General features: G+C 55.1%; 30 protein-coding genes and 1 riboswitch. Of the genes, 10 read left to right on the forward strand and 20 right to left on the reverse strand.

Translation table 11 applies throughout. From position 1 onward, the window contains the following. Window positions 1-80: 80 nt before the first annotated feature. Complete coding sequence (gene ung, locus ABJI30_RS15415; protein ID WP_348017574.1) at window positions 81-785, forward strand: uracil-DNA glycosylase; 705 nt, start codon at window positions 81-83, stop codon at window positions 783-785. 45 nt (window positions 786-830) lie between these two features. Continuing rightward, window positions 831-1,178, forward strand: a complete 348-nt coding sequence (locus tag ABJI30_RS15420) for a DUF962 domain-containing protein (protein ID WP_348017575.1) — start codon at window positions 831-833, stop codon at window positions 1,176-1,178. Here the strand turns inward: ABJI30_RS15420 and ABJI30_RS15425 are convergent. Next, window positions 1,175-2,158 carry an alpha/beta hydrolase gene (locus tag ABJI30_RS15425; protein WP_348017576.1) on the reverse strand — a complete coding sequence of 328 codons (984 nt, stop codon included), beginning with the start codon at window positions 2,156-2,158 and terminating at the stop codon, window positions 1,175-1,177. The genes ABJI30_RS15420 and ABJI30_RS15425 overlap by 4 nt on opposite strands. Window positions 2,159-2,275: 117 nt before the next feature. Further along, on the reverse strand, window positions 2,276-2,482 hold the full coding sequence (locus tag ABJI30_RS15430) for a cold-shock protein (protein ID WP_348017577.1): 207 nt from the start codon (window positions 2,480-2,482) through the stop codon (window positions 2,276-2,278). A gap of 277 nt (window positions 2,483-2,759) precedes the next feature. On the opposite strand from ABJI30_RS15430, the gene ABJI30_RS15435 reads away from it, so the two are divergent. From ABJI30_RS15435 to ABJI30_RS15445, 3 genes are all read left to right on the forward strand, one after another. Continuing rightward, the gene (locus tag ABJI30_RS15435) at window positions 2,760-3,410 is read left to right on the forward strand and encodes a hypothetical protein (RefSeq protein ID WP_348017578.1); all 651 of its coding nucleotides are present in this window, start codon (window positions 2,760-2,762) and stop codon (window positions 3,408-3,410) included. Window positions 3,411-3,467: 57 nt separating this feature from the next. Beyond that, entirely contained in the window at window positions 3,468-3,893 is a 426-nt protein-coding gene (locus tag ABJI30_RS15440; protein ID WP_348017579.1) for a DoxX family protein, read from the forward strand. 466 nt (window positions 3,894-4,359) lie between these two features. Then, the gene (locus ABJI30_RS15445; protein WP_348017580.1) at window positions 4,360-5,952 is read left to right on the forward strand and encodes an isocitrate lyase; all 1,593 of its coding nucleotides are present in this window, start codon (window positions 4,360-4,362) and stop codon (window positions 5,950-5,952) included. A gap of 112 nt (window positions 5,953-6,064) precedes the next feature. Here ABJI30_RS15445 and ABJI30_RS15450 read toward each other — a convergent pair whose 3' ends face one another. From ABJI30_RS15450 to ABJI30_RS15490, 9 genes are all read right to left on the reverse strand, one after another. Beyond that, window positions 6,065-6,730 (reverse strand): chromophore lyase CpcT/CpeT, encoded by a 666-nt coding sequence (locus tag ABJI30_RS15450; protein WP_348017581.1) that lies wholly within the window; start codon window positions 6,728-6,730, stop codon window positions 6,065-6,067. 118 nt (window positions 6,731-6,848) lie between these two features. Further along, window positions 6,849-7,301, reverse strand: coding sequence for a DUF4442 domain-containing protein (locus tag ABJI30_RS15455; protein ID WP_348017582.1), 453 nt, complete (start codon window positions 7,299-7,301; stop codon window positions 6,849-6,851). Window positions 7,302-7,357: 56 nt separating this feature from the next. Next, entirely contained in the window at window positions 7,358-7,843 is a 486-nt protein-coding gene (locus ABJI30_RS15460) for an anthrone oxygenase family protein (RefSeq protein WP_348017583.1), read from the reverse strand. Beyond that, entirely contained in the window at window positions 7,843-8,076 is a 234-nt protein-coding gene (locus ABJI30_RS15465) for a hypothetical protein (protein ID WP_348017584.1), read from the reverse strand. The genes ABJI30_RS15460 and ABJI30_RS15465 overlap by 1 nt, the downstream gene beginning before the upstream one ends. Before the next feature lie 35 nt (window positions 8,077-8,111). Beyond that, complete coding sequence (locus tag ABJI30_RS15470; protein WP_348017585.1) at window positions 8,112-8,612, reverse strand: N-acetyltransferase; 501 nt, start codon at window positions 8,610-8,612, stop codon at window positions 8,112-8,114. Further along, complete coding sequence (locus ABJI30_RS15475) at window positions 8,609-8,947, reverse strand: DUF2834 domain-containing protein (protein WP_348017586.1); 339 nt, start codon at window positions 8,945-8,947, stop codon at window positions 8,609-8,611. Before ABJI30_RS15475 ends, ABJI30_RS15470 begins: the two co-directional genes overlap by 4 nt. A gap of 22 nt (window positions 8,948-8,969) precedes the next feature. Next, complete coding sequence (locus ABJI30_RS15480) at window positions 8,970-9,437, reverse strand: Rid family hydrolase (protein WP_348017587.1); 468 nt, start codon at window positions 9,435-9,437, stop codon at window positions 8,970-8,972. Then, window positions 9,434-10,384: a 3-keto-5-aminohexanoate cleavage protein gene (locus ABJI30_RS15485; RefSeq protein ID WP_348017588.1), complete on the reverse strand. Its 951-nt coding sequence runs from the start codon at window positions 10,382-10,384 to the stop codon at window positions 9,434-9,436. The genes ABJI30_RS15480 and ABJI30_RS15485 overlap by 4 nt, the downstream gene beginning before the upstream one ends. Then, the gene (locus ABJI30_RS15490) at window positions 10,377-10,967 is read right to left on the reverse strand and encodes a carboxymuconolactone decarboxylase family protein (RefSeq protein WP_348017589.1); all 591 of its coding nucleotides are present in this window, start codon (window positions 10,965-10,967) and stop codon (window positions 10,377-10,379) included. Before ABJI30_RS15490 ends, ABJI30_RS15485 begins: the two co-directional genes overlap by 8 nt. Before the next feature lie 240 nt (window positions 10,968-11,207). On the opposite strand from ABJI30_RS15490, the gene ABJI30_RS15495 reads away from it, so the two are divergent. The 3 genes from ABJI30_RS15495 (at window position 11,208) to ABJI30_RS15505 (ending at window position 12,635) form a co-directional block, all read left to right on the forward strand. Then, window positions 11,208-11,669 (forward strand): hypothetical protein, encoded by a 462-nt coding sequence (locus tag ABJI30_RS15495; protein ID WP_348017590.1) that lies wholly within the window; start codon window positions 11,208-11,210, stop codon window positions 11,667-11,669. Window positions 11,670-11,871: 202 nt separating this feature from the next. Beyond that, window positions 11,872-12,039: a hypothetical protein gene (locus ABJI30_RS15500; protein WP_348017591.1), complete on the forward strand. Its 168-nt coding sequence runs from the start codon at window positions 11,872-11,874 to the stop codon at window positions 12,037-12,039. Window positions 12,040-12,254: 215 nt separating this feature from the next. Then, the gene (locus tag ABJI30_RS15505) at window positions 12,255-12,635 is read left to right on the forward strand and encodes an MAPEG family protein (RefSeq protein ID WP_348017592.1); all 381 of its coding nucleotides are present in this window, start codon (window positions 12,255-12,257) and stop codon (window positions 12,633-12,635) included. 36 nt (window positions 12,636-12,671) lie between these two features. On the opposite strand, the gene ABJI30_RS15510 is transcribed toward ABJI30_RS15505, so the two are convergent. Beyond that, complete coding sequence (locus tag ABJI30_RS15510) at window positions 12,672-13,235, reverse strand: hypothetical protein (protein WP_348017593.1); 564 nt, start codon at window positions 13,233-13,235, stop codon at window positions 12,672-12,674. Between the two features lie 71 nt (window positions 13,236-13,306). Here ABJI30_RS15510 and ABJI30_RS15515 point away from each other — a divergent pair, with 71 nt between their 5' ends. After that, window positions 13,307-13,849 carry a lipocalin family protein gene (locus ABJI30_RS15515; protein WP_348017594.1) on the forward strand — a complete coding sequence of 181 codons (543 nt, stop codon included), beginning with the start codon at window positions 13,307-13,309 and terminating at the stop codon, window positions 13,847-13,849. Window positions 13,850-14,146: 297 nt separating this feature from the next. Here the strand turns inward: ABJI30_RS15515 and ABJI30_RS15520 are convergent, their stop codons facing one another. Then, window positions 14,147-15,028: an alpha/beta hydrolase gene (locus ABJI30_RS15520; RefSeq protein WP_348017595.1), complete on the reverse strand. Its 882-nt coding sequence runs from the start codon at window positions 15,026-15,028 to the stop codon at window positions 14,147-14,149. A 199-nt stretch (window positions 15,029-15,227) separates the two neighbouring features. Here ABJI30_RS15520 and ABJI30_RS15525 point away from each other — a divergent pair, with 199 nt between their 5' ends. Then, window positions 15,228-15,665: a GFA family protein gene (locus tag ABJI30_RS15525; protein WP_348017596.1), complete on the forward strand. Its 438-nt coding sequence runs from the start codon at window positions 15,228-15,230 to the stop codon at window positions 15,663-15,665. A gap of 128 nt (window positions 15,666-15,793) precedes the next feature. Here ABJI30_RS15525 and ABJI30_RS15530 read toward each other — a convergent pair whose 3' ends face one another. The 7 genes from ABJI30_RS15530 to ABJI30_RS15560 all read right to left on the reverse strand — a co-directional run bounded on the left by ABJI30_RS15530 (window position 15,794) and on the right by ABJI30_RS15560 (window position 24,405). Next, a complete protein-coding gene (locus ABJI30_RS15530; protein WP_348017597.1) occupies window positions 15,794-16,519 on the reverse strand; it encodes an amino acid racemase in 726 nt (241 codons plus the stop codon). Beyond that, complete coding sequence (gene thiC, locus ABJI30_RS15535; protein ID WP_348017598.1) at window positions 16,516-18,435, reverse strand: phosphomethylpyrimidine synthase ThiC; 1,920 nt, start codon at window positions 18,433-18,435, stop codon at window positions 16,516-16,518. Before thiC ends, ABJI30_RS15530 begins: the two co-directional genes overlap by 4 nt. Before the next feature lie 12 nt (window positions 18,436-18,447). Then, window positions 18,448-18,858 carry a hypothetical protein gene (locus ABJI30_RS15540; protein ID WP_348017599.1) on the reverse strand — a complete coding sequence of 137 codons (411 nt, stop codon included), beginning with the start codon at window positions 18,856-18,858 and terminating at the stop codon, window positions 18,448-18,450. A gap of 58 nt (window positions 18,859-18,916) precedes the next feature. Then, a riboswitch (TPP riboswitch) is annotated at window positions 18,917-19,022 on the reverse strand. 72 nt (window positions 19,023-19,094) lie between these two features. After that, entirely contained in the window at window positions 19,095-21,353 is a 2,259-nt protein-coding gene (locus ABJI30_RS15545) for a molybdopterin cofactor-binding domain-containing protein (RefSeq protein WP_348017600.1), read from the reverse strand. Next, window positions 21,350-21,820: a (2Fe-2S)-binding protein gene (locus tag ABJI30_RS15550; RefSeq protein WP_348017842.1), complete on the reverse strand. Its 471-nt coding sequence runs from the start codon at window positions 21,818-21,820 to the stop codon at window positions 21,350-21,352. The genes ABJI30_RS15545 and ABJI30_RS15550 overlap by 4 nt, the downstream gene beginning before the upstream one ends. 96 nt (window positions 21,821-21,916) lie before the next feature. Further along, the gene (locus tag ABJI30_RS15555) at window positions 21,917-23,770 is read right to left on the reverse strand and encodes a monovalent cation:proton antiporter-2 (CPA2) family protein (protein WP_348017601.1); all 1,854 of its coding nucleotides are present in this window, start codon (window positions 23,768-23,770) and stop codon (window positions 21,917-21,919) included. After that, window positions 23,770-24,405, reverse strand: coding sequence for a GNAT family N-acetyltransferase (locus ABJI30_RS15560; RefSeq protein ID WP_348017602.1), 636 nt, complete (start codon window positions 24,403-24,405; stop codon window positions 23,770-23,772). Before ABJI30_RS15560 ends, ABJI30_RS15555 begins: the two co-directional genes overlap by 1 nt. Window positions 24,406-24,407: the final 2 nt, after the last annotated feature.

Raw genomic sequence — 24,407 nt, forward strand, 5'->3', positions numbered from 1 at the left:
GTGGTAAAGACCCATTTTCGACATCGGAACTTGTCTTCGGGAGCAATTGCCAATCCCCATTGTTTTGCTATCAAAGGCGCATGACTGAACAGGCACAAATCAAATTGCACGAAAGCTGGAAAGAGCCCCTTCTCGCAGAATTTGAGAAGCCCTATATGCAAAGCCTGCGGACATTCTTGCTGTCCGAGAAATCAGCCGGAAGACAAGTCTATCCCAACGGGTCACAATATTTTGCAGCGCTGGATTTAACTCCACTCAGCGAAGTTCGCGTCGTAATTTTGGGACAGGACCCCTATCATGGACCGGGTCAGGCGCATGGTTTGTGCTTCAGCGTCCAGCCCGGAGTTCGTCCACCACCTTCGCTCGTCAATATCTTCAAAGAGCTGGAATCCGACCTTCAATTACCGCGCCCCGCACATGGCTATCTGGACGCATGGGCCAGACAAGGTGTGCTGCTGCTTAACAGCGTTCTGACCGTGCGCATGGCCGAAGCGGCTTCACACCGAAAAAAGGGATGGGAACAGTTTACCGATGCCGTGATTCAATTGATCGCCGCAAAGGAAGAGCCTGTCGTTTTTCTTCTGTGGGGCAATTATGCACAGAAAAAAGCAGGTTTTGTTCAAAGCATCGAAGACGGAGGTCGGCATCTGGTGCTTCATGCGCCTCACCCCTCTCCCCTTTCCGCCCATAATGGCTTTTTCGGATGCCGTCATTTTAGCGAAACCAATGCTTTTCTTGAGAGTAACAACACGGCGCCGATTGACTGGTCCCTGCCCGAAATTTGACACCGCTCGGCAAGTTCACATAGATTGTTGTTCAGGAGAGAAATCATGACCGGGAACCGTTTGAAAGAACATCAAAGCTTTGAGACTTTTTGGCCCTATTATCTTCAGGAACACGCCAAACCCGCTACGCGTACGATGCACTATATTGGCACCAGTCTTGTTGTTGCCATTGCTGCCTACGCGGTTGTGACGGCGAGTTGGCCATGGTTATTAGCGATGCCACTGGCAGGATATTTTTTCGCCTGGCTGGCGCATTGGCGGATCGAGAAAAACCGCCCGGCCACGTTTACCTACCCGCTATGGTCTCTTTTTGCAGATTTCAAGATGTGGGGGTTGTGGCTAACCGGAAAGCTCAAGCCCGAATTGCAGAAAGCTGGAATAGTCGACCCCTAATTCGCAACGTCACTCTCGGTCTGTTGATCGCGCACAGCTTCCAGCTCTCCAATCCAGTTCCCGATGTCACGCGCGACCGGTTCTGGTGTTTCTTCCATGGGAAGATGGCCGGCATCTTCATAGACAATCAGGTTTGCGCCCGGAATGGCCGCCTCAAAAGCCTGGCCATGAGACAGCGGAATGACTTTGTCCTGTTTTCCCCACAATAGCAGCACCGGCATCTTCAGGGATCCGATATCATCCCATTTCTCCGGCTCCCGCGGCGTTTTACCGCGCTCCAGTGTCGCCGTCCTGTTGCCAGGGAAACGCAAGAGTTCCCAATAACGTGTCACCAGCTCATCTGTCAGCCGTTCTGGTTGCGCGAAGTTTTCTTCCAGCGAAGACCGAACCAGAAACTTCGGCGTAATCTTTGGCAACAGCCACTTGCCAATTGTGGATTGCGCCAACCGGGCACCGAGATATGGTTTTATTTCTTCGCCAGTCTGTGCACCAGATGCATCAATCAACACGACGCCGGTGACCCGGTCGGGAACGGCCAGTCCGGCGCGCCAGCTCACCCAGCCACCCATGCTGTTTCCGATCCAGTAGGCCTTTTCAACACCCGTTTCATCCAGCACCTTTAACGCGGATGAGATAAAGGCATTTGCACTATAATCATTATCCGCGCGCGGGCCGGTTAATCCATGGCCCTGCAAATCCAGAGAGATTATGCGATATCGGTCGCCCAAAAGATCGACGAGCGGCTCCCACGTTTGCAGGAGACTGCTGGAACCATGAATCAGGAGGATGGCTGGTCCGGCCTTGTTGCCTTCATCCCGAAAATGAATTTCTCCGCCGACACCATCCGCCACAAACTGCGAGTTTTCGTTTGTGTATTTAGCGATCATTTCCGCACGATCTGTATCCGGCGTCCGGAAGAAGAAAAAAAGCGCGCCCAGCAGGACAGCCAGCAACAAAATCAGACGTAAAAGAAATTTCATCGAGAATGTCCTGTTTTCAGATAACGCGAAGCCTACAGGCCAAGCTCCTGTTCGCACAGAAAAAAAGGGCGAGATTGCCATTGCAATCCCGCCCTTTCGGAATTTGGATTGTTCAGCTTATGCTTGTTGCAGGTTTACTGCAGCTTTTTTGCCATTGTTACCGGTTTCGATATCATAGCTGAGGCGCTGTTCTTTCTCCAGCGTCTGCATGCCAGCTGCCTGAACAGCTGTAATGTGCACGAAACTGTCATCGCCGCCATCTTCGGGAGCGATAAAGCCGTAGCCTTTGTCAGCGTTGAAAAATTTTACTGTGCCTGTAGGCATATTCTTATTCCTATTCATAACTTAATGATGCCTGGTCCGACCATAGCGGCAGAACCAAACGGGATGGCCAACTTCGAGAAAAGGGAAAAAGAGTATGCGAACCTTGCTCAGGCTGCGCGAAACTGAAATTTCGTCGAGACGCGATTATTAGCTGAGGCCCCCCTAGCAGGCTGCTCCGGTTTAAGCAAACGGCTTGGCGATGAAGGGATTTTGCCTAGCGGTGAATGGCGGGCGCGAAACGTTTGAAGCGAGGCCCGGATTGTGCAAATGTGAAGCCATGAAAATAACTCAGATCAAAGTCACGGCCACAATTGCCACTGTTTTGCTGGTGTCAGGCTGTGAGAGAACGCTGCCCGTCGCGCCGGAGCCATCTGCGCAAGACGTTTTTTTTGAACGCCTGACGCTGCTTTGCAACAAGGCCTATCCGGGAAAGCTGGTTTCAAACGACTCCGTTGACGCCGAGATGCAGGACAGCGAGATGATGATGCACGTGGCGCGCTGTGAGCAGAACCAGATTCAGATCCCTTTTCATATTCAGGAAAAGGATGGCAATTGGAACCGATCGCGGACCTGGATCATATCTCGCACCGACGACGGCCTGCAACTCAAACACAAACATCGCCACGAAGATGGATCACTGGACAAGGTCACCAATTACGGCGGCGATACTGCCGGACCGGGCACCGGAGATCGCCAGGAATTTCCGGTCGACGCGGAATCCATAGCCCTGTTCAACGCAGAAGGACTGGAACAATCGGTCATCAATATCTGGGCGATGGAAATCTCTCCGCCGGGGAAAAAAGATGCGCGCTTTTCCTACGAATTGAGACGCGAAAGTCACGAAAGTCCCGCGCAGCGTCGACATTTTCAGGTCGACTTTGATCTGACAAAATCCGCAGAAATTCCCCCTCCGGCATGGGGCGATTAAGCCAGCGATGATAGTTGGGCCGCTCAATCCGCAATCCCGCTCACCGAGCTCCGAAAAATGACGGATCATGAAAAACGGGATAGCGCCTGGGTAATCTTTTTCCGGTTGCTGCTGGTCCTGTTTTATCTGGTCGCCGGAATCATGCATATCATCAGTCCGGGCGGTTTCCTTGCAATCACCCCCAATTGGGTGCCCTATCCCGATCAAGTCGTGTTTTTCACAGGCGTTGCCGAAATTGCCGGTGCAATTGGCCTGCTGATACCGCCCACTCTGTTACCAAAAATCCGCTATGCCGCGGGCATTGGCCTCGCTTTATATGCGCTTTGCGTGTTCCCGGCCAATATCAACCATGCGGTCAACAATCTGGCAATCGGCGGGAGCACGGCGACGTGGGCCTACCATGGTCCGCGACTTCTGTTTCAACCCGTATTTATCTGGTGGGCGCTCTTTGCCGGCTCCGTAACTCGCTGGCCTTTTCGATAATCTGGTGAAATGTGATATAGGCAGTGCACTGCGGGGCATAATCTCAAGCACGCGGAGTTTGCTATGATCCGACATGGTGACGAAATAGAAGTGACTGAACGCGAAGCAAAGGGCGGCTCCCGGCCTCAGGGAGTTCGGTGGGTTCTGGCCGTCTCTTTACTGGCAGCATTGCTGACAATGTCAGCCGTCTGGATATTTCCAGCGCTAATCTAAGGCGGGCCCGGGGCCGAATTATACGCCAGGAACTGCCAAAGCCGGCCTTTTGGGCGCACGGCCGCATGGGACTGTGCCTTGCCTTGTTAATATTGTGACAGCTTTACATGTTTTAGCTATGCTAAAATGACAAAAACACACAATATCCATTGCCGAATCATAGCTTATCCCGCGTTTTCGTCTATTATCGATTACAAGAACTGAAAACTATTTGACAGCAATATCGCAAAACACTCCCCAAAAGGAAGCAAATATGACATATCAGGATCACATCAAATCCAACAATAATTTAATCGACAGCAAAGACGGCAAATGGGCGAGCATTGACCCTGAGTCAGTTGCCCGCATGCAGTTGCAGAACCGGTTTAAAACCGGTCTCGACATTGCCAAATATACTGCAGCAATCATGCGTGAAGACATGGCCGCCTATGACGCGGATCCAGCCAACTACACGCAGTCTCTCGGCTGCTGGCACGGTTTTATCGCGCAGCAGAAGATGATTTCCATCAAGAAGCACTTCGGCACAACAAAACGGAAATATCTGTATCTTTCGGGCTGGATGGTCGCAGCATTGCGTTCCGATTTTGGACCGTTGCCTGACCAGTCGATGCATGAGAAGACGTCGGTACCTGCCCTCATCGAAGAGCTTTATACGTTTCTGCGTCAGGCAGATGCCCGTGAACTGAGCTTGTTGTTCCGTGATATTGATGCCGCTCGCGATGCCGGTGATACCGCAAAGGAAAAAGAACTTCTCGATCAGGTTGAGAACTTCCAGACCCATGTGGTTCCAATCATTGCGGACATTGATGCCGGTTTCGGAAATGCCGAAGCGACATATCTCTTGGCCAAAAAGATGATCGAAGCCGGAGCCTGTGCGCTGCAGATCGAAAATCAGGTTTCGGATGAGAAACAATGCGGTCACCAGGATGGCAAAGTTACCGTGCCGCACGAGGATTTTCTCGCCAAAATCCGCGCCTGTCGTTACGCATTCCTGGAACTGGGTGTCGAAGATGGCATTATCGTCACGCGCACGGATTCTCTCGGCGCAGGACTGACCAAGCAAATCGCCGTCAGCAAAGAACCGGGTGATATTGGCGATCAGTATAACAGCTTCCTGGATTGCGAAGAAATTGACCCGGCAACAGCACAAAATGGTGATGTCGTCATCAACCGCGATGGCAAGATGCTGCGGCCCAAACGCCTTCCTTCAAACCTGTTTCAGTTCCGGCCCGGAACCGGCGAAGATCGCTGTGTTCTCGACAGCATCACTTCGTTGCAGAACGGCGCGGATCTACTCTGGATCGAAACCGAGAAGCCGCATGTAGAACAAATTGCAGGAATGATGGATCGCGTTCGCGAAGTCGTTCCCAATGCCAAGCTGGTTTATAACAATTCGCCTTCATTCAACTGGACGCTGAATTTCCGTCAGCAGGTCTTTGACTCGATGGTTGAGCAGGGACTGGATGTTTCGGAATATGATCGCGACGATCTGATGAACGCGAAATATGACGATACGGAACTTGGTGAAGCAGCCGATAAACGGATCCGCACTTTCCAGGCAGACGGCTCCAAGCGCGCCGGCATTTTCCATCACCTCATCACATTGCCGACCTATCACACAGCGGCCCTGTCGACTGACAATCTCGCAAAGGAATATTTCGGTGACGCTGGCATGCTCGGCTACGTACTGGGCGTTCAACGCGAGGAAATCCGTCAGGGTATCGCCTGCGTCAAGCATCAGAACATGTCCGGTTCTGACATTGGTGATGATCACAAGGAATATTTTGCAGGCGACGCTGCCCTGAAGGCCGGCGGTGCGCACAATACGATGAACCAATTCGGATAAATCGCAAAAAGCGAACGTTCGAACCTTATTCCTGGGGAGGAATACACTATCCGTCGGCAGCAATGCCGGCGGATTTTTCTTTGGACGTCTGTTTGGACTGAATGGTCCTCTGTTACTCCACACGCATCATTTCGGTAAAGGCACCCGCTGGTGTTCCCCAAAGCTGAGTTCCGTTCAAATCGAAACCGCGTTCCGCTTCGAGCAGGCCCTTTGCTGACAAACGCGTTTCAGAGCCAATACCAATTCGCTTCTGCCGGCGTTTTGAGTAAATCGTACACTCTACAGGATCAACCCGGCCTCGCCACGTCCCGCCTTCACCGACTTCCGGGTCATGGCGCCAGCGTTGCTCGCACCCTGCTTCCATTGTCAGCTTCAATGCTTTTTTGTTTATCGCTTTCAGCACACCGGGATTGCGCGGTGCAGCGGAATAGAGCTCCGGAGATTTCAAACTCCAGGTAATCTGAGACACGCCGCCACCCGGTGCGGCTACCAGCTGCAGCACCCGCTGGCGATAGGCCCGGCGTTCCGTCCGCGTTTTGGGACCCTGATTACGCTGAAAATAGATCCATTCGCCTGGCCCCATATCATGCACAGGAACGCGAAAATCCTCGACGCGGTTGCCGTCCTTGTCTGGTTCCGAAGCGAACCGTCCCGTCATCACCTTGGCGAGATCAGCCGCAGGATCGGCATCCAGTCCGACATCCCGGCCGTCTGAAAAATAGCTGCAACCCGCCAATGCCAGCGGTAATGCCAGTGTCGCAAACCAAACAGGTTTCATTATTTCCCCCAAACACAGCTCGTGCCCAATCTGGTGTCATTTTATGACTTCTCGGTGCAAAAGCAAATGCTTCAATTATGACAAGCTCAGTAACTCGCGCGGAGAAGCGATCGCCGGGCTACTTCTTGAACCCATGGCTCAACAATTTGATTGTGACCCGAGCCTCTGCCACGGTTAACCCATTCTCATCTTTCAATGGAAATTCCGCTAGATATCCCGCGGACCCCTTGCGCTCCAGATCCCCCTGCAGCGTCGCAATCATATCGGCATCCAGTTGATACTCCGCCGACACATCACTCGCTGCGGGTTTCTGAAAATCCACATAGATATCTTTCACGATGGGAAAGAACCGTTTTTTGTCCAAAAAATCAATTGCAGGCGTTGCAGCTGCTGCCTCGGCCAACACCGTAAATGCGCCCATGTACATCACGCCAACATGATTTTCATTTCCCGCAAGCGGCATCAGCATGTTCACATAGCCATCCCGCTTTTCCAGCGGTCGCATGCCGGTCCGCTCCACAAACGGGATCCGGTATTTCTCGGTCTGGACTGTATCGGCGTCGGTTTGCATGACTGTCTCCTCTGATCAGGATTGTCGCACGGAGACACGCCCGCTGGAATACGAGATTATGATAGTCGGATCAGAGCGCTGATCAGCAATATCATGGACACCGTGCAGCTCAGCGTCCGAACATGGTTCCAGGGCAGCCAGCGCTGCATGTACCGCCGCCACATGGCTTCTGCTCCCGGGCCATCGGCCTTGGTTGCCTCCAGCGCGTTGTTCAGCGGAACATTGCCGACAATGGTAACGATGAGCATGCCAAGAACATAAAGCGTTCCGCCGGTGACCATTTGCCAGGATCCCGGCTCTTCCCATTGCATCACGCCCATAACGGCGATCAACAGACAGGCGAGACTGCTCAGGAAGAATAGAGGCAGGAACAGCGATTTCTGGATGATCCGGTTGATCGACTGCATCGCAGTCATACCCACAGATCGTTCCAGCGCATCGAGCGATTGCATGACAAAAACCGAAAATGCGAAATAAATCCCCGCCATGATCCCGACCGATACGACCGCAAACCAGACCAGGAATATGGTCACGAATTCCATCAGTTGCCCGTTGCTTCCAGCACGCGCGGGGTGGCGACAAAGGGGCGGCTGGCCAATGCACGCAGACATTCGGAAATCCGGGTTCGGTCACTGACCAGGCGCACATATTGTGCGTCACAACCGGAGATCGGGTGAGGATAATCTGCCAGTTCCCGCAGCAGTGCCTGCCTCGCCTGTTCCAGTTCCAGTTGCGCGGCATCCAGGGCATTTTCATAGGGTAACTGGGACATCATCACTTCTCCTTTTACTAAACACTCCTGCTTGCGGCTCATCCGTGAAACAGAGAATGGAAACTGACCACCACATTGGGCGCGGTTGTTCGCAATGGCAATATCTGGAAATATTCGGCAGGTTCGCCGTCCGGGCTCAAATTGGGAAATAGCCGAAACCCGAATCGGCTATAATATGCGGGATTGCCAATCAGCACACAGCCAGCCGCATCGCGCTCACGCAGCATCGCCAGGCCCAGCTCAATCAGCTGCGCCCCGATCTTTTGGCTTTGCAGCTCAGGTTCCACCGCAACCGGCCCAAGCGCGTACCAGCCTTTGGAACCATCAGCTGCGAAAGCTTCCGAAAAAGTCACCTGACCGACCAGTTTTCCATCCAGTTCTGCGACCAGCGAAATATCCAGTGCCCCGGCATCGCGCAGGCGGTTGATGAGATCCGGCTCATCTCCATCCGAGAAAGGCATGGGTGCAAAGGCGCGCTTTGTGATATCGTAAATTGCGGCATGATCCGCAGCTTGTTCGAGACGAATATCGGGTTTCAAGCCGCCTCCTCCCTTTCACCCAGCTGGCGCATCCGGATCAGCAGGTAAAGTGCAAAGCCCACGGCCACTCCCGGAATGATACCGAGCAAGGCACAAAGCCAGCCATGCCGAATATCAAGTGTTTTTGCTTCATATGCGATCCATGCCGCGAGGATCACCCAGCACGCCAGGACGTCGGATGAATAGCCGCTGGCATACGGATTGACAAAACCCGCCGCAAAGGCACCAACCAGATCGCCGCTGGCAAAAACTGGCGGCGCGACAATGAACAGGAATATCGCGAGGAATATTGCGGCAGCGGCAATGATGGTTACCTTGAACAATGTTGAACTCATATTTCTCTCCCGTCGCAGGCCATCACCCGGCCGGCTTTCGTGCGACAATCTTGATCTCCGTTACGCCGGTCGGCTCATAAAGCGCTGAAATACCGATCGCCGTCCACGCCGGGAATGGCGCTTTGATATAGTTGTTTTTCACCGCGGCAAAGCTGTTAATCTGTCCCGCAAGATCGGTGTGATAGGTCGTCAGATCGACCACATCATCCCATGTCACGCCTGCACGCTCCAGAGTTTTGCCGATCCGGACAAAGCTGCGTTCATAGGCGGCCGTCAAACCCGTTTCATCGGGTGCAGGAACCGAAACAACTCCGGACAGATAGATCATGTTTCCGGCGATCACGGCATCGGCGAAGCCAACGGCTTCCTGAAATGCCCGCGCTTCCGTATTTTCCGGCATGATAACGTCTTTTGCGTCCTTCGCCTCCAGAGGCGCAGCGGCGAGCGGGATAGCAGTGATCGCACTCCAAAGGGCAATGGTTTTTTTCATAATGGTCTTTCCTGTTGTGACTGACGTGCCTGCACATAAGGTACGGGATAAGTTGGCAACTTCATGATTTTAGCAGCCTGCTCGGGCGTCGCAATCGGGCGGCCAAGCTTGCCCGCCAGCGCCACCACCTCTTCGACCAGTTCGACATTGCGCGGCGTGCGCGGGCCGCCATAGGGTTCAATTCCGACCTGCACATGACCGCCGCGTTTGATTGCGGCCTCGGCCAGCCCGCAACCCACACAATCATCGCCAAAGGCGGATACCGACCAAGACAGCTCGCTGCCTTCTATCATCTCAAGATAGGCATCGAGCGCCCTGGCGGTTGGCGGCAGTCCGAATGACATTTCATCCGAACCAAAATAGAATTTCATGATACCGCCCGGCGGCAATCGCCCTGCCCGGTGCAGCGCCATGATGAATTTCACAAAGCCCGGTTCAAAAATCGAAATGCTCATCCCCAGCTTGAGCCGGCGACATGCCTCGACATAATAATGGCTGTCATGTGCGTCATTGCGATAAACAAGCTGTGTTGGCGCAAACACACCATCTGCCAGCGGCACGGACACACTGAAACTGCCCGGATCGCAAAGGCCCTGAGCGATCAGCCCCTCCTTCGCCATCGCCTCGATATGCCCAAAACGGGTTTCGACAGGAGCGCCGCCAGGAGGATCAGCAGGCATGGTCGGCGTCAATATCGCATCGGGACGGATCGCGAGAAGCTTGCGCCAAGGGCGTGCATAATCCTCGGCATCCATCGCACCGGTATTTCCGAATACTGGATCCCGCGTATGATTATGCACCAGCGCCGCGCCTGCCTCCATGCACTCCACTGCCTGCGCAACGATATCATCGTCTTCATAGGGCACATAGGGATTTTGTTCGGGCTTGACCGATCCGTTGAGCGAGACCTCGATGATCAGAGGCGGCGCAGAAGCAATATCACCCATGTTTGCCAGGCTCCCATCCGCTATCGGTCAGACTGGAGCCGGCAAAGTCTGTCGGCTTCTGCTCCAGTGGTGTTCCAACCGTGTCGTTCCAGCGATTGAGAAACCCGAAGATCGAAACAACCGCAGCCAGATCGAGAATCTGATCCTCGCTATAGTGATCGCGCAACGCGGCATAGTGACTTTCCGTGACCGCATTGGGAACCTGGCCAGAAGCAAATGCGAACCCCAAAGCAGCTTTTTCCGCCGCGGTGAACAGATCGCTCTCTTCATATCGCCACAGATTTTCAATTTTCCCGGCTGCGACGCCATTTTTCTCTGCACCGTGAGAGGTGTGCGCCTGACAATAGCTGCAACCCGCGCCGTAACTCGCCATATAGGCGACCATCTGCCGCAGATCAGCGCCGATGGACAGACCGGGTCCGACGAGATAGCCCATCATCGGCATCAGCGCCTGCAGCAAGGCCGGCCGCCGTGCCATGGTGAGGAAACTGTTCGGAACAAAGCCCATGCTCGCGCGCGCCATTTCCATTATGGGTTGCAGGTCGGGCGGGACGTTTTCGATCGGTTGCGGGCGAGACGTCATGAGCTGCTCCTCTGTTCAGGGATCTATCGTAGCAAGTTTTTTCCGTTCGTCATCCCGAATATCCTGCATCTTGGCATCATGAAATGCAGATGTGCCATGCCATCCGCACCTTGGCGCTATGCGCAGCCCGCCCATTCCCGGGGTATGACAAAGCCGGATGGTTACGTCCGGGGTAATTGATTTGATCGCCTGTAATTTTTACTTCCTTGGCTGACGGCAGGTCTGCTGGAGGTAAATGATATGGAATCTTTTGATCTGATGATGGACGCAGGTAACTATCTGCCTGCGCATATCGGCCCGTGGCTGCTCTGGATGCAGACGCTGCTTATTGCTGCCCCATTGCTGTTCATCAAGTTTACCGGAGCGCGGTTGATGGTATTGGCCCAGCTGTTGAACTTCGCAGCGGCCTATGCAGTTTTCGTCTGGGAAGGCGATCAGCTGACCAAATTGTTCGGCGTCGGTCATGTCTTCTGGCTCATCCCGCTATGGTATTTCCTTCGCGATATCAGAGCGTCGCATTTGACCAGATTTTCGGGGTCCGGCATTTGGGGAAAGACATATCGCGGATATGCTGTGTTGGCGGCGATCACCATTTCGATCAGTCTGGTGTTTGATGTCCGTGATACCGCACAATGGATCATGGGCGACCGGGATTCGATATTGGTCGATGTACCGCAAGACCATCCGCTCGCGGCTTCCTGAACCGTTTGCACAATACTGCCCTAAACACGCTGCAATCCTCCATATTTGTGATCCCACGCACAGGATGCGTCAGCCGAGTTCCCAAAAATTAGTCCCGCCGATCAGCGCTTTATGCATTTTTCTCGTTCTTTTGTGACCCGCATCACCGGTTCGACTGACCCTGCGCACAATAATCACATCATCAACTGCAAAGGAGAAGATCATGAAAAAGGCAATCGTTATCACATCCCTTATATTCGCCCTCGGTCTGTCAGGCACCGCCGCGCAGGCCAAGGATGGCAACGACCTGGTGGTCTGGAATAACGGCGACGGCAGCGACTTCATGGAGTCAATCAACGCGCGCTTCTGGAGATTTTTCGGATATCGTTAGGTTTCGCCCCGAGGGCCAAAACCTGAAAAAGACAAACGCGGGCGCCTGATACAGGTCCCCGCGTTTCTTGCCTCCGGTACTAAATCCAAGTTTTCCGACCAAAAAACCCACACCGCTCCCTGCTCCCCTACCCCGGAGGTAATTGTTTCTGACCTGTCCCTCATGATATTCTATCCCTGCTATTCGCAACAGAAACCAACGTACCGGAACCCAAAATGACAATGACAACAATCATCCTGATGGTGCTCGCGCTATTCGTTGTGCAACTATTCGCACAGGAAATGTCACGCCTCGGGGTTAGCCGGAAACTATTGCTGGGCAACCGCGATGAAATGCCGGATCACACACCCGTCTCAGCCCGGCTCGACCGCGCCAAGAACAACATGATGGAAGCGCTGCCAATCTTTCTGGGTCTGGCATTGCTGGCCATTATCAAGAACGGCGAAGTCAGCGCCGCCAATACCGGCGCGCTGGTCTTTCTGGTCACGCGGGTCCTCTATGTTCCGGCCTATGCCAGCGGCGTTCGCGGCGTGCGGTCGATCTTGTGGACAGCCTCCTTGGTCGGGCTGTTCATGATGGCGATGACGTTGATTTAGCGGACTCAGCACTGCCACTTCCGACGTCAAATCTCCCTAAAACCGGAACTCTCGCTGAATTTCGGTTTGCCCTTTCGCGGTGGGATTATCATTGAGCACCAGCTCGACCAAAGCAGTATCGTAAAACTCGTGTAACTCGACAATCCGGGGCGCACCGTCGCGCTCGCTGATTGTAAAGACCTGACAATAGGTTTGGTCATACTGCTCGCCATTCAAACCCGGTCCCCCGCCCTGCATGATGCCCACGACACAGTTATCATCGGCAGACATGATCCGCCATTTTTTGGCAAAGGCATGTTTGCCGGGAACCAGCTTTCCCACGACCAGATCGGCGACCAGCGGACCAAAACATTCCGCCTTCCCCTCCCAGCGACCAGAGACCGGCGTACTGCCCAGCATGTTGAACGCCACATCATCACTGTGCAGCCCCGCCAGCGCATCAAAATCTCCGCTCTTCAGGCAGGCATAATAATTTTCGATCAACGCGATATTGTCGGCGCGGGTGGACATCGTGGCTTTCCTTGTTTTCTGGCCTTGTTCAAGGGGCGTAGCATTGGGGGTGGTGAAACGCCAGATGGGCGCACCCGATCCGCCCGACATGCACCAATGCCCATATTCATGATCCACTCACCCGGTGATATATATCGTTCATGAATATCGGAGTTTGCCAAATGACACGTTCACCCTTGCCAAAAACCGTGCTTTGCCTGTTACCTTTTGCCTTGATCAGCGCGTGCGCTGGCAAGCCCGGACCTGTTGGCAATAGCGCGGTGCCAGAGCCCGCCAAGGCGGTGGAACTGGATCGCTATCTCGGGAAGTGGTTTGAAATGGCGCGCTATGAAGCGCCGTTCCAAAAAGGCTGCGACAGCGTAACCGCCAATTACTCCCTGCGCGATGACGGCAAAATCAAGGTCATCAACAGCTGCACGAAAGAAGGCAAGCTCACCACCGCCAACGGCAAGGCGAAAATCGTCGAGGGCAGCCGGAATGCGAAACTAAAAGTCTCCTTCTTCGGCCCCTTTTACGGCGATTACTGGGTGCTGGACCGGGCCGAAGACTATAGCTGGGCGATCGTCGGCGAACCCAGCGGACGCTTCCTGTGGATACTCACGCGTCAGGCCCAGCCCGAGCCGCAAGTGCGCGCGCTGATTGAGGCTCGGGTGAAAGAGTTGGGTTATGACTGGAGTTTGGTGAGGGTTACGGATCAGGGTTGAAGGTGATTAGTAGAATGTCAGCGTAAATGGAGGACTTCTATGATCCCTCAACCTCACCTTGCTCGCTCGACTTTCCCTAACCCCACTTACAATCGATCCCGATAACTAGACCATCATGTGAAACGCTATCAACTACTGATCCCGATACTCTTCTCGCTAGATCTCTGAAATCTAACTGATCTAAATCGCCATGGATTAGTGGCCGATCTCCTTTTATGAAATCATCATTGCTCATGTTAGTTGCTTAACGCTCTCAAAACGCCAAGTCCCTGAAGACCATAATTGCTCTCCACTCCCTCACAACCCACCCCGAAACTCCGCATAAGCCGCCATCACATCCGCTGCGCCTTCGGTCTGCGGATAGTGGCCCAGATGGTCCAGCCGCCACGCCGGAACCTCCGGGTTTAGCGCCGCGACGGCGTCGACCAGATGGCCGCCGGAGACCGGGTCCTGGGTGCCGTTGATCAGGGCGATTGGGCATGGCGGGTCTGCCAGCATCGCTTCCCAGTACGCGGCATGGGTGCGGCGGTCGGCGATATAGTGGAGCAGCTTGTGTTGCAGCCGGTTGCCGCCGTTATGGCTGATGACCGACCAATAGGCGTCCAGCTCCGCCGCGCTCGGCCGGGTATGGCGCCCGAAAATTGCGCTAAAGCTTTTGCCAAAGCGTTTGCGGTTCATCAAGTGGACGATCAGGCCGCCAAAGGGCCCGACAAGCAGCTTTTGAATTCGCCGCGCCCGATGCTGCGCGGGGAGCAGGCCACCATTGAGGAATGCGCAGCTGAGCACGCGGTGCGCCATGTCACCGTCGCAACTGCGCACGAGCAGTTCCTGACCGGCACTGACACCATAATCATGGGCGAGAATATGGAAGTTCGCGGCAAAATGCTCATCTACAAGATACACTGCGAGATCGGATTGATCCAACATATCATAATGATGCCGCTTCGGCTTGTCGGAAAAACCAAAGCCCAGAAAATCAAACGCCACCACCCGGTATCGCGCGGTAAGGTCGGCCCACATTGGCAACCAGTCCAGACTGGATGTCGGAAAGCCGTGGAGCAAAAGCAGCGGCGGCGCGGATGGATCGCCGCCGGTACGGACAAAAATCTGATGGCCCTGCCACTCGACAAACTGCCCGTCTACGCGCCATTGCTCGGCGCTTCGGGGGGTGATATTCATGATTTAATTCTCCACCGGCATATCTCGCAGCTACGGTGACGGTTACAACAATCCCCAAACCTCTCCGCCATCTCGCGAATACCTTCCTATACGCCCGGTTGCGTGACCCACCACCACATTATTACAACATGCAAAAGCAACCCGATTTTGGTATCTCTGCACTCAGCGACACCTATCCCCAATCGCAGGAGCAGATAATATGGCTGACAATCAAACATCCTTGCGACGCGGTCATTGCCTGTGCGGAGCGGTTAAAATTGCGGCGAAGCAGGCGGCCAATCATGTCGGGGCCTGTCATTGCCGGATGTGTCGGCGCTGGGGCGGCGGGCCTTTTGTGGAGATTGACTGCGGAGCGGATGTCGCCATTGAGGGCGAAGACAAGATTAAAATCTACCCCTCCTCCGAATGGGCCGAGCGCGCCTTTTGCTCGGTTTGCGGAAGCAACCTGTTTTATCGCCTGAAAGGAACCGGCGAACATATGATTGCCGCCGGATTGTTCGACGACGAAGACGGACTGACCTTCAAGACGCAGGTCTTTATCGATGAAAAGCCGGATTATTACAGTTTCGCCGAAGACACTGAAAACATGACCGGCGCGGAATTGTTCGCAATGTTTCAGGCAGAGCAGGAGGAATAGCCGCGCGGTTTACTCCGCGGGTTTAACGTTCTCTTCCGCATCTTCGTCCGCTGGCCAATAAAGCCGCTCACCCTGTTTCAACGGCGCCTTCGCCAACTCGCGCATTTTTTTGCTCCCGTACCTGCAGCTCAAATCGGCCCGCAGCGCCATTGCGGCATGGCCTGTTCGCCCAAAGCAACCGCTACGGCTGCTTTCGCTTGCAGCCGGGTGCTGTCCAGTATGGGCAACGGCGAAATGTATTCGGTGACCAGCAGAGGGATTTCCGTGCAGACCAGCGCGACGGCATCGCAGCCCTGGCTTTGCAGACCGCTGATAATGCGGACAAATTCCTGCCGGGTGCTGTCGCGAAACTCGCCCAGACACAGTTCGTCGAAAATTGCGTTGTGGATCAGTTGCCGGTCAGCGGGCGCCGGGATGGCGCGTTCCAGATTGCGGCGGGCCAGCGCCTCGATATAGACCGGACCTTCCATCGTCCAGCTGGTACCGAGCACGCCGATCTTTCGGTGCCCGGCCGCCTGCGCCGCTGCGGCCACAATCTCGGCAATATGCAGGCAAGGGATCGCAAAATCTGCTCCGGGCTGTTCCAGCGCCATATGCGCGGTATTGTCGGGCAGGATGAAGAAATCCGCTCCTGCAGCGGCAAGGCGCTGTGCATCCTCCAGAAACAACTGCCGTAGCGCCGCGAGATCTCCCCGCTCCCAAAGCTCCATCGTCGGTGCCATTGGCCCGCCACTCATGGTGATCCGTGGATGATCATGCGCACCCATTTTGCCTATGCCTTCCTGCCAGACTGTGCGGTAAGACAGCGTCGCACCCTCAGCGCTGTGGGCCAGAATACCAATATGTATGGTCACTCCGCCGGTTCGACTTTCTCCCCAACCTCATCCTCCGGCAAATACAACCGCTCACCCTTGTCCTTATAAACCTTCGCCATCTCGCGCATGCCTTCTTCGGCCGCGGCTTTCGATGCCGCCGCAGTTTCTGCACCCAGTTTTTCACTCGCGATAAAGCCTTCTGCGCTCTGGTTTTGCTTGCCCGCAAACTCGCGGACTTCCTGGCTGATCTTCATGCTGCAGAATTTCGGGCCGCACATCGAACAGAAATGCGCAGTCTTGGCGCCCTCGGCAGGAAGCGTCTGGTCGTGATATTCTTCGGCTGTGTCGGGGTCGAGCGACAGGTTAAACTGGTCGCGCCAGCGGAATTCGAAGCGTGCCTTTGACAGCGCGTCATCGCGAACCTGTGCCGCCGGGTGGCCTTTTGCCAGGTCTGCTGCGTGGGCGGCGAGTTTATATGTTACTACGCCAACCTTCACATCGTCGCGGTCGGGCAGGCCCAGATGTTCCTTGGGCGTGACATAGCAAAGCATCGCCGTGCCATACCAGCCGATTTGCGCCGCGCCGATGCCGCTGGTGATATGGTCATAGCCGGGCGCGATATCGGTAGTAAGAGGCCCGAGCGTATAGAAAGGCGCTTCGCCGCAAACTTCGAGCTGCTTGGTCATGTTCTCCTTGATCTTGTGCATCGGCACGTGGCCCGGGCCCTCGATCATCACCTGCACATCGGATTTCCAGGCGCGGTGGGTCAGTTCGCCGAGCGTATAGAGCTCGCTGAATTGCGCTTCGTCATTGGCGTCAGCAATCGAGCCGGGGCGCAGGCCGTCACCCAATGAATAGGCGATGTCATAGGCCTTCATAATCTCGGTAATGTCGTCAAAATGCTCGTAGAGGAAACTTTCCTTGTGATGCGCGAGGCACCATTTCGCCATGATCGACCCGCCGCGCGAGACGATGCCGGTGACGCGTTTCGCCGCCATCGGCACATAGGGCAGCCGCACGCCGGCATGGATGGTGAAATAATCGACGCCCTGCTCTGCCTGTTCGATCAGCGTATCGCGGAAGATTTCCCATGTGAGGTCCTCGGCAACCCCGCCGACTTTTTCCAGCGCCTGATAAATCGGCACGGTTCCGATGGGCACGGGCGAATTGCGGATAATCCACTCGCGCGTGTCATGGATGTTCCGGCCTGTACTCAAATCCATCACCGTGTCGCCGCCCCAGCGGATCGACCAGACCATCTTGTCGACCTCCGCCGCAACATCGGATGCCACCGCGCTGTTGCCGATATTGGCGTTGATCTTCACGAGGAAGTTGCGGCCAATTGCCATGGGCTCGGTTTCGGGGTGGTTGATATTGCTGGGAATAATTGCCCGGCCTCTGGCCACTTCGTCGCGGACAAATTCCGGCGTGACATAGTCGGGAATGGACGCGCCAAAGCTCTCGCCATCGCGGTTATATTCCTTCAGCCGCTCGCGCCCGAGATTTTCACGCTCGGCGACATATTCCATTTCGGGGGTGATGATGCCTTGCCGCGCATAGTGCATCTGACTGACATTCTTGCCCGGCTTGGCGCGCAGCACCTTGCGGCGGACATTGGGAAACGGCTCGACACCGCCTGAGCGATCCGGACCAAGCTGGCCGTTATCTTCGGGCTTTACTTCACGCTGGGTGACTTCCTCGACATCATCGCGGCCCCGGATCCACTGGCTGCGGAGTTCGTTCAGGCCGGTGGAAATATCAATCAGCGCTTCGGGATCGGTATACGGCCCCGACGTGTCATACACTCGCACCGGTTCCTCGCCGCCTTCAAGCTGAATTTCCCGCATCGCCACGCGAATGCCGCTGCCGCTATGCGCCGCAACATGCACCTTTTTTGAACCACGGATCGGGCCGGTGGTCACGCCAATTTCAGTTTTCGCAGGGAGATCAGCCATAGAGAGTTTTCCTTATGTTAAAGCTTGCAGCCGCCACAGGGCGACGAAAATGATGAGGATGCCGAGAACGAGTGAGAAGATCGCCCAGATGCGCAAACCGCTGCCCATCATCTTGCCGGCGAAGTTCAGGAACCAGTCGCCAAAGGCAAAGATCAAAAGGCCTTCGAGAAACATCCAGAAGCCGATGACAGTGATCAGGATGGACAGCCAGTCAGCAGGATTGAACGGATTGACCAGAAAGATGGTTGCGCCGAGCGCGAGCAACACGATGCCGATCAAAAACTGCAGCGCCTTGCTGCGTTTCACATCGGACAGCATGTCCGCCCAGAATCCCGGTTGCCGTAATTCACCCAGCCCGGCGGCAAAGGCGTAAAGTCCGAAGAAAAAAGTAATCCAGGCGGTTAGATTATCTGCATTGGCCATCACGTTTCTCCTCGTTGCAAGGAAGAAAGCGCTGGCTGGAATGTGTCCCGTGGGAATATTCAAACTGCCGCTCCCTCCCTCCGCCAGTTTGAACTGGATCAGGTTCTGCGGGTCGCGCGGACTTTCACCGCCCTCTCAGCCTGCTGGCTCCCCGGGGATGAGTCGGATGTTAGGCGCATCGCGGGAAAAATGAAAGGGCTGTATGCTGTTGTGTGCCATCAGGGACGGATCACTCCTCAGGCCAGCTGATCTGCAATCGGCAAGTCCCTTATCCGCTTGCCGCTGGCCTGAAAGATCGCATTGGCCAGCGCGGGTGCCAAGGGCGGTAATCCCATTTCACCCATGCCTGCCGGTGGATATTCATTCTCGACAATATGGGTTTCGATATCCACCGGAGCATCGGCGATTTTCATTAACTCATAGCTGTCGAAATTGGCATTGGTGACCCGGCCTCCTTCGACATTTATCGCCAGTCGCAAGGCTGTCGACAAACCATCGTTGATGCCGCCTTCATGCTGCGCCCTGACGCCGTTTGGATTGACGACCTGCCCGATGTCCACGGCTCCGACCACTTTCAGAACTTTGAGCCCGCCCTGATCATCTATCGCCACATCAACGACCTGCGCTACATATCCGCCAAAGGTAAAGTGGCATGCAATACCGCGCCCCTGCCCGTCGGGCATTTTCTGGCCATAACCGGCTTTTTCAGCGGCCAGTTTCAACACCGTTGCCAATCGTCCCGGATTGAATGTCGGACCGCCATGCTGTCCATATTCCAGCTCGCGATCCTCCCCCAAAATCCGAAGCCGGAGCGCCAGTGGATCTTCGCCGCGGTCATGTGCGATTTCATCGAGAAAGCTCTCCACGACAAAAGCGTTGGCCGTATGCGCCGGTGCCCGCCAGGATCCGCGGGGTGCTCCGGATTTGGCAGAGAAATACTCGACGCGATAATTATCCACCAGATTTCCGGGAAAATTATCCGGATAGAGTTCGGCCTGCCAATAATCTGTTTCCGGCAGATTGGGCCGGCGATAATATTTGGAAGCGCTTGCCAGTCGGTGGGTCCAGGCGGTCAGCTTGCCTTCTCCGTCAAAAGCCGCACGCAAATGATGCATGCCGGACGGACGATAGAAATCGTGGCGCAGGTCATCGTCCCGCGTCCACTGGACTTTAACCGGTGCGTTCACGGCTTTTGAGATCAGCGCCGCTTCGACAGCATAGTCGTTGGAAAGACGCCGACCAAACCCGCCACCCAGTCTGGTGGGAACCACCGTAATGGACAGTCGGTCTTCGATATCGAGTGCCGCAGCGACCATCCGATTGGCGCTGGAGGGCGTTTGTGTGGGTGCGATTATATGTACCGAATCTGTTTTGACATCGGCTATCGCGTTTTGCGGTTCCAATGGCGAGTGACTGACATATGGCTGCCAGTAGTTGGCCTCATGCACGTTGTCCGCATCGGCAATGGCAGCATCAAAATTTCCGTCATTGCGGACGATCTGCCCCCGGCCCTCCAGCAACTGCTCGCAATGGGATTTAAAACCTGCGGAGCTCTCGTCGGCAAATGGGCCCGTATCCCATTCAATATTCAACGCGTCTCGACCTTTTAAAGCAGCCCACAAACTGTCAGCCACAACCGCATATCCCTCGGCCTGGACATCGTAAGGGCCATCCGGTGCTGGCCGCTCGATTTTGACCACGTCACGAACGCCATTGATTTTTCGTGTGGCACTATCATCCACCGATTTCGCGATCCCGTCGAAATGAGGGCTGCGCGCGACCACAGCATGAAGCATTCCCGGAACTTCAGCATCAATTCCGTAAAGCGGCTGGCCTGTGACAATGGCCCGGGCATTTTTCATTTTCTGCGATGTACCGATAATCCGGAATTTATCCTTTGCGATCAGCTCGGGTTCAGCCTCACCAAGGTCAATGTCGCCGGCAGCTTTGACAAGCTCGCCATATGTCGCAGACCGTTCAGACGCTGGGTGAGTGACAACCCCGTTTTCGGCGGTCAATTCAGCTTCCGCTATGCCCCACTGTTTTGCAGCTGCGACAACCAGCAGCATCCGCGCCAGTGCACCGGCTTTACGGAGCGGCTCCCAATGGCCGGTAATCGATGTGCTGCCACCCGATCCCTGCGGCAGGTTCTTCCATGTCACATTGCCATCTTCGCCCAGCATCAGACCCAGCGGCATTTGCTGCACTTCCACTTTCTCAAAGTCGACACGCAATTCTTCCGCCACCAGCATGGCAAGCGAAGTGTCCACGCCCTGCCCCATTTCAGGGTTGGGAAAACCGATGACGACGGATTCGTCGGCGCGAACGGCAACAAAAGGCCCAGCGGCCACAGCGGGTCCTTTGGGCTTTGCCGGTGCAGCATCCTCTTGGGGTCGGCCACAGGAGGCCAGCGGCGTTGCGATAACAAGGGCGCCCGCGACCGCCGTGTAACTCAGCAGGCTTCGGCGGCTCAACTTCATATCCGGTGCGTTCATGAGAATATCCCCCGGTCGCTGAGTTCTGCAGCCCGATGCACTGCCTTGCGCAATCGGTAATAGGTTCCACATCGGCAGATATTGGTCAGGTTAGCATCGATTTCTGCATCCGTTGGATGGGGAATGCGTTCCAGCAATTCGGCGACCGCCATGATCTGGCCGGCCTGGCAATATCCGCATTGCGCGACATCTTCTTCGATCCAGGCCTGCTGAACCGGGTGTAGCTCTCCGCCTTCAGCCAGCGCCTCAATCGTGGTAATCTCGGCTCCTTCAATAGCCGACATGGGCGTGATGCAGGACCGTGTCGCTTTACCATCAACATGTACTGTACAGGCGCCGCACAGACCCGCTCCACAGCCAAATTTCGTACCTTTGAGATTGGAATTTTCCCGCAGGAACCAGAGCAGAGGCATTTCCGCATCGCCATCAAATTCCTCTGATTTTCCGTTTACGCTGATCTGCATGATATCTTCCCCTCCGCTCCAACCTGGTTGCGCAGGATACGACTTCGGGCATATTTTTCCATACCGTTGGCAGAAATTCGGCGTGCGTTGAACGAATTGTCAATCCGGCACGCCCTGCCCGTTCATGATCGCGATAATCTGCTCGCGCAGCTCCGGTTCCCACTCGTCCTGCAACTGCCGCGCCTTGGCGATCAATGCCTCATTTTCGTAGAACGGGATGTCGATGTCATACACATCAGCAAATTCGATCATTGAACGGCGATCCGCATCCTGGAATATTCCGACCATGCGATCAGCCGTTTCGCGCGGAATGCCAATTGCCTCGAAAGCCGAACGCCCCATCCGGACCGAACTGTCGTAGCTTTCCCGGATGATATCACGACAACCGACCGACCATAATTCATAGACATGATCGCGGTCGACAGCGCGCGCGATGACATGCAGATCCGGATAGGTCTGGACGGCATGCCGGACAAGTTTGGTAATCTGCTCCTTGCCATCAATTGCTACGATAAGCATCTTGGCTTCTGCAATACCGGCTGAACGCAGCAGATCGGGACGGGTTGCATCTCCAAAATAGGCGTTGATTCCAAATTTTTGGAGTCGACCCAGTTGCACGGAACTAAAATCAATAACCGTTGATTTATAACCAGCACTTTCCAGTATACGATCGACAATCCCGCCTACGCGCCCGCGACCGGCGATGATGATCGGGCTGGCATCCGGGATATGATCGGCCTCGCGCTCTTGCTCGCGATTATAGAGCGGTGCGATGACCCGATCGTATAATATGAAGAGCAGCGGCGTCAGCAGCATCGAAAGCGCGACCACCAGAAGCAATTTGTCCGCGATGGCATCCGGCAGAATGCCGTTGGCAACCGTGAAGGCCAGCAAGACAAAGCCGAACTCGCCCGCTTGAGCGAGACTCAACGCAAAAAGCCAACGATGGGCTCCCGGTATATTGAACAGGCTACCCAGGACCAAAAGCACCAGAATCTTGACGAAAATCAGACCCAGCGTCAGTCCGATAATGGGTCCGGCATTTTCGGTTAGCAACGCAAAATTGATACCGGCTCCGACGGTCATGAAGAACAGACCGAGCAACAATCCTTTGAAAGGTTCAATATCAGATTCCAGTTCGTGCCGATACTCGCTGTTCGCCAGCACAACGCCCGCCAGAAACGTGCCCAGCGCCGGAGACAGACCGACCAGGGTCATCAGCAACGCGATTCCGATAATCATCATCAGCGCTGCAGCAGTGAACAGCTCGCGCAATCGTGCGGCGGCGATAAACCGGAAGATCGGACGGGTCAGATAATTACCGCCAAAAACCACAAAGGCGATCGCCCCCAAAGTCACGAGCGCCGTTTGCCAGGAATTGAGATCAGCGACTAAACTCAGGCTGCTGTCATGACCGGCTTCTGCCGCTCCCACCAGCTCAGGAACGGCGAGAAGCGGCAACAGCGCCAGCATCGGGATGACGGCGATATCCTGAAACAGCAATACGGAGAAACTCGCCTGCCCGCCGTCGCTTTTCATCAGGCCTTTTTCATTGAGGGACTGCAACACGATCGCAGTCGAAGAAAGCGCCAGTACAAGTCCGATTGCCACCGACACTTGCCAGGCCTGTCCCAGAAACAGGGCGAGCGCCATTATGATTACGGCGGTTCCCAGAACCTGTCCCCCGCCCAAACCAACCAGCCGTCCGCGCATCTCCCAAAGCAGTTTGGGTTCAAGTTCCAGTCCCACCAGAAACAGCATCATGACAACGCCGAACTCAGCAAAATGCTGTACAGCGACAACATCAACACCGAGAAAATTGAGGGTTGGGCTGATCAGGATACCTGCGATCAAATAACCCAGCACTGACCCCAATCCAAACCGCGATGCAATAGGCACAGCAATGACACCAGCCACCAGAAATATAAACGCCAGCAACAGGAAATCAGCCATCAGCCAGCCTGTCCTGTTCGCGGATCTCGGCGCATGGCTTCAAGAGGCGGGCTCTCCGGAGTAGCGGTAAAAAGTTCGATCCTCTCGAATCCGAGACTGTTGTAGAATCGGCGATTGTCGGGATTGGAGTTTTCGAGATACACCATTGTACCGGTTCGATCGCACGCCTCCAATACGGGCAGCAGCATCTGCCGGCCCAATCCGCGGCCGCGCCCGTCTGCACATACGCCGACAGTGAACAGATAGGCATGCGGCTCTTTTGGATGATGCAATTCCATTGCCTCACCCGCCGCTTTGCCGCGCATCAAGGCCGAAAATCCGCCGTTGAAGAACAGGCTGGCGTAAAGTGAAGACACGCCAGACAATGGCATGTCCATATTGCCTCCCGGCAGCATCCACATGGTCGCCGCCAGGTCTTTCCTGCCATCGCCCAATATCTGGCAGAACCCATTTGGGCCGTAAATATGGCGCGCGAGCACACCAAATGTTCGGTGCATCGCCTTGTGGCCGGAGAACAGCCAGCTGTTGAACGGATCATTACGAAAAGCGTCTGCAGTAACATCTGCGAGCAATCGCGCATCTTCACGACCAACGGTTCTGATGCCGTCTACCTGCGCGATATCCGCCGCTATCATCG

Source organism: Parasphingorhabdus sp., from assembly GCF_039968395.1.
Taxonomy (GTDB): Bacteria; Pseudomonadota; Alphaproteobacteria; order Sphingomonadales; family Sphingomonadaceae; genus Parasphingorhabdus.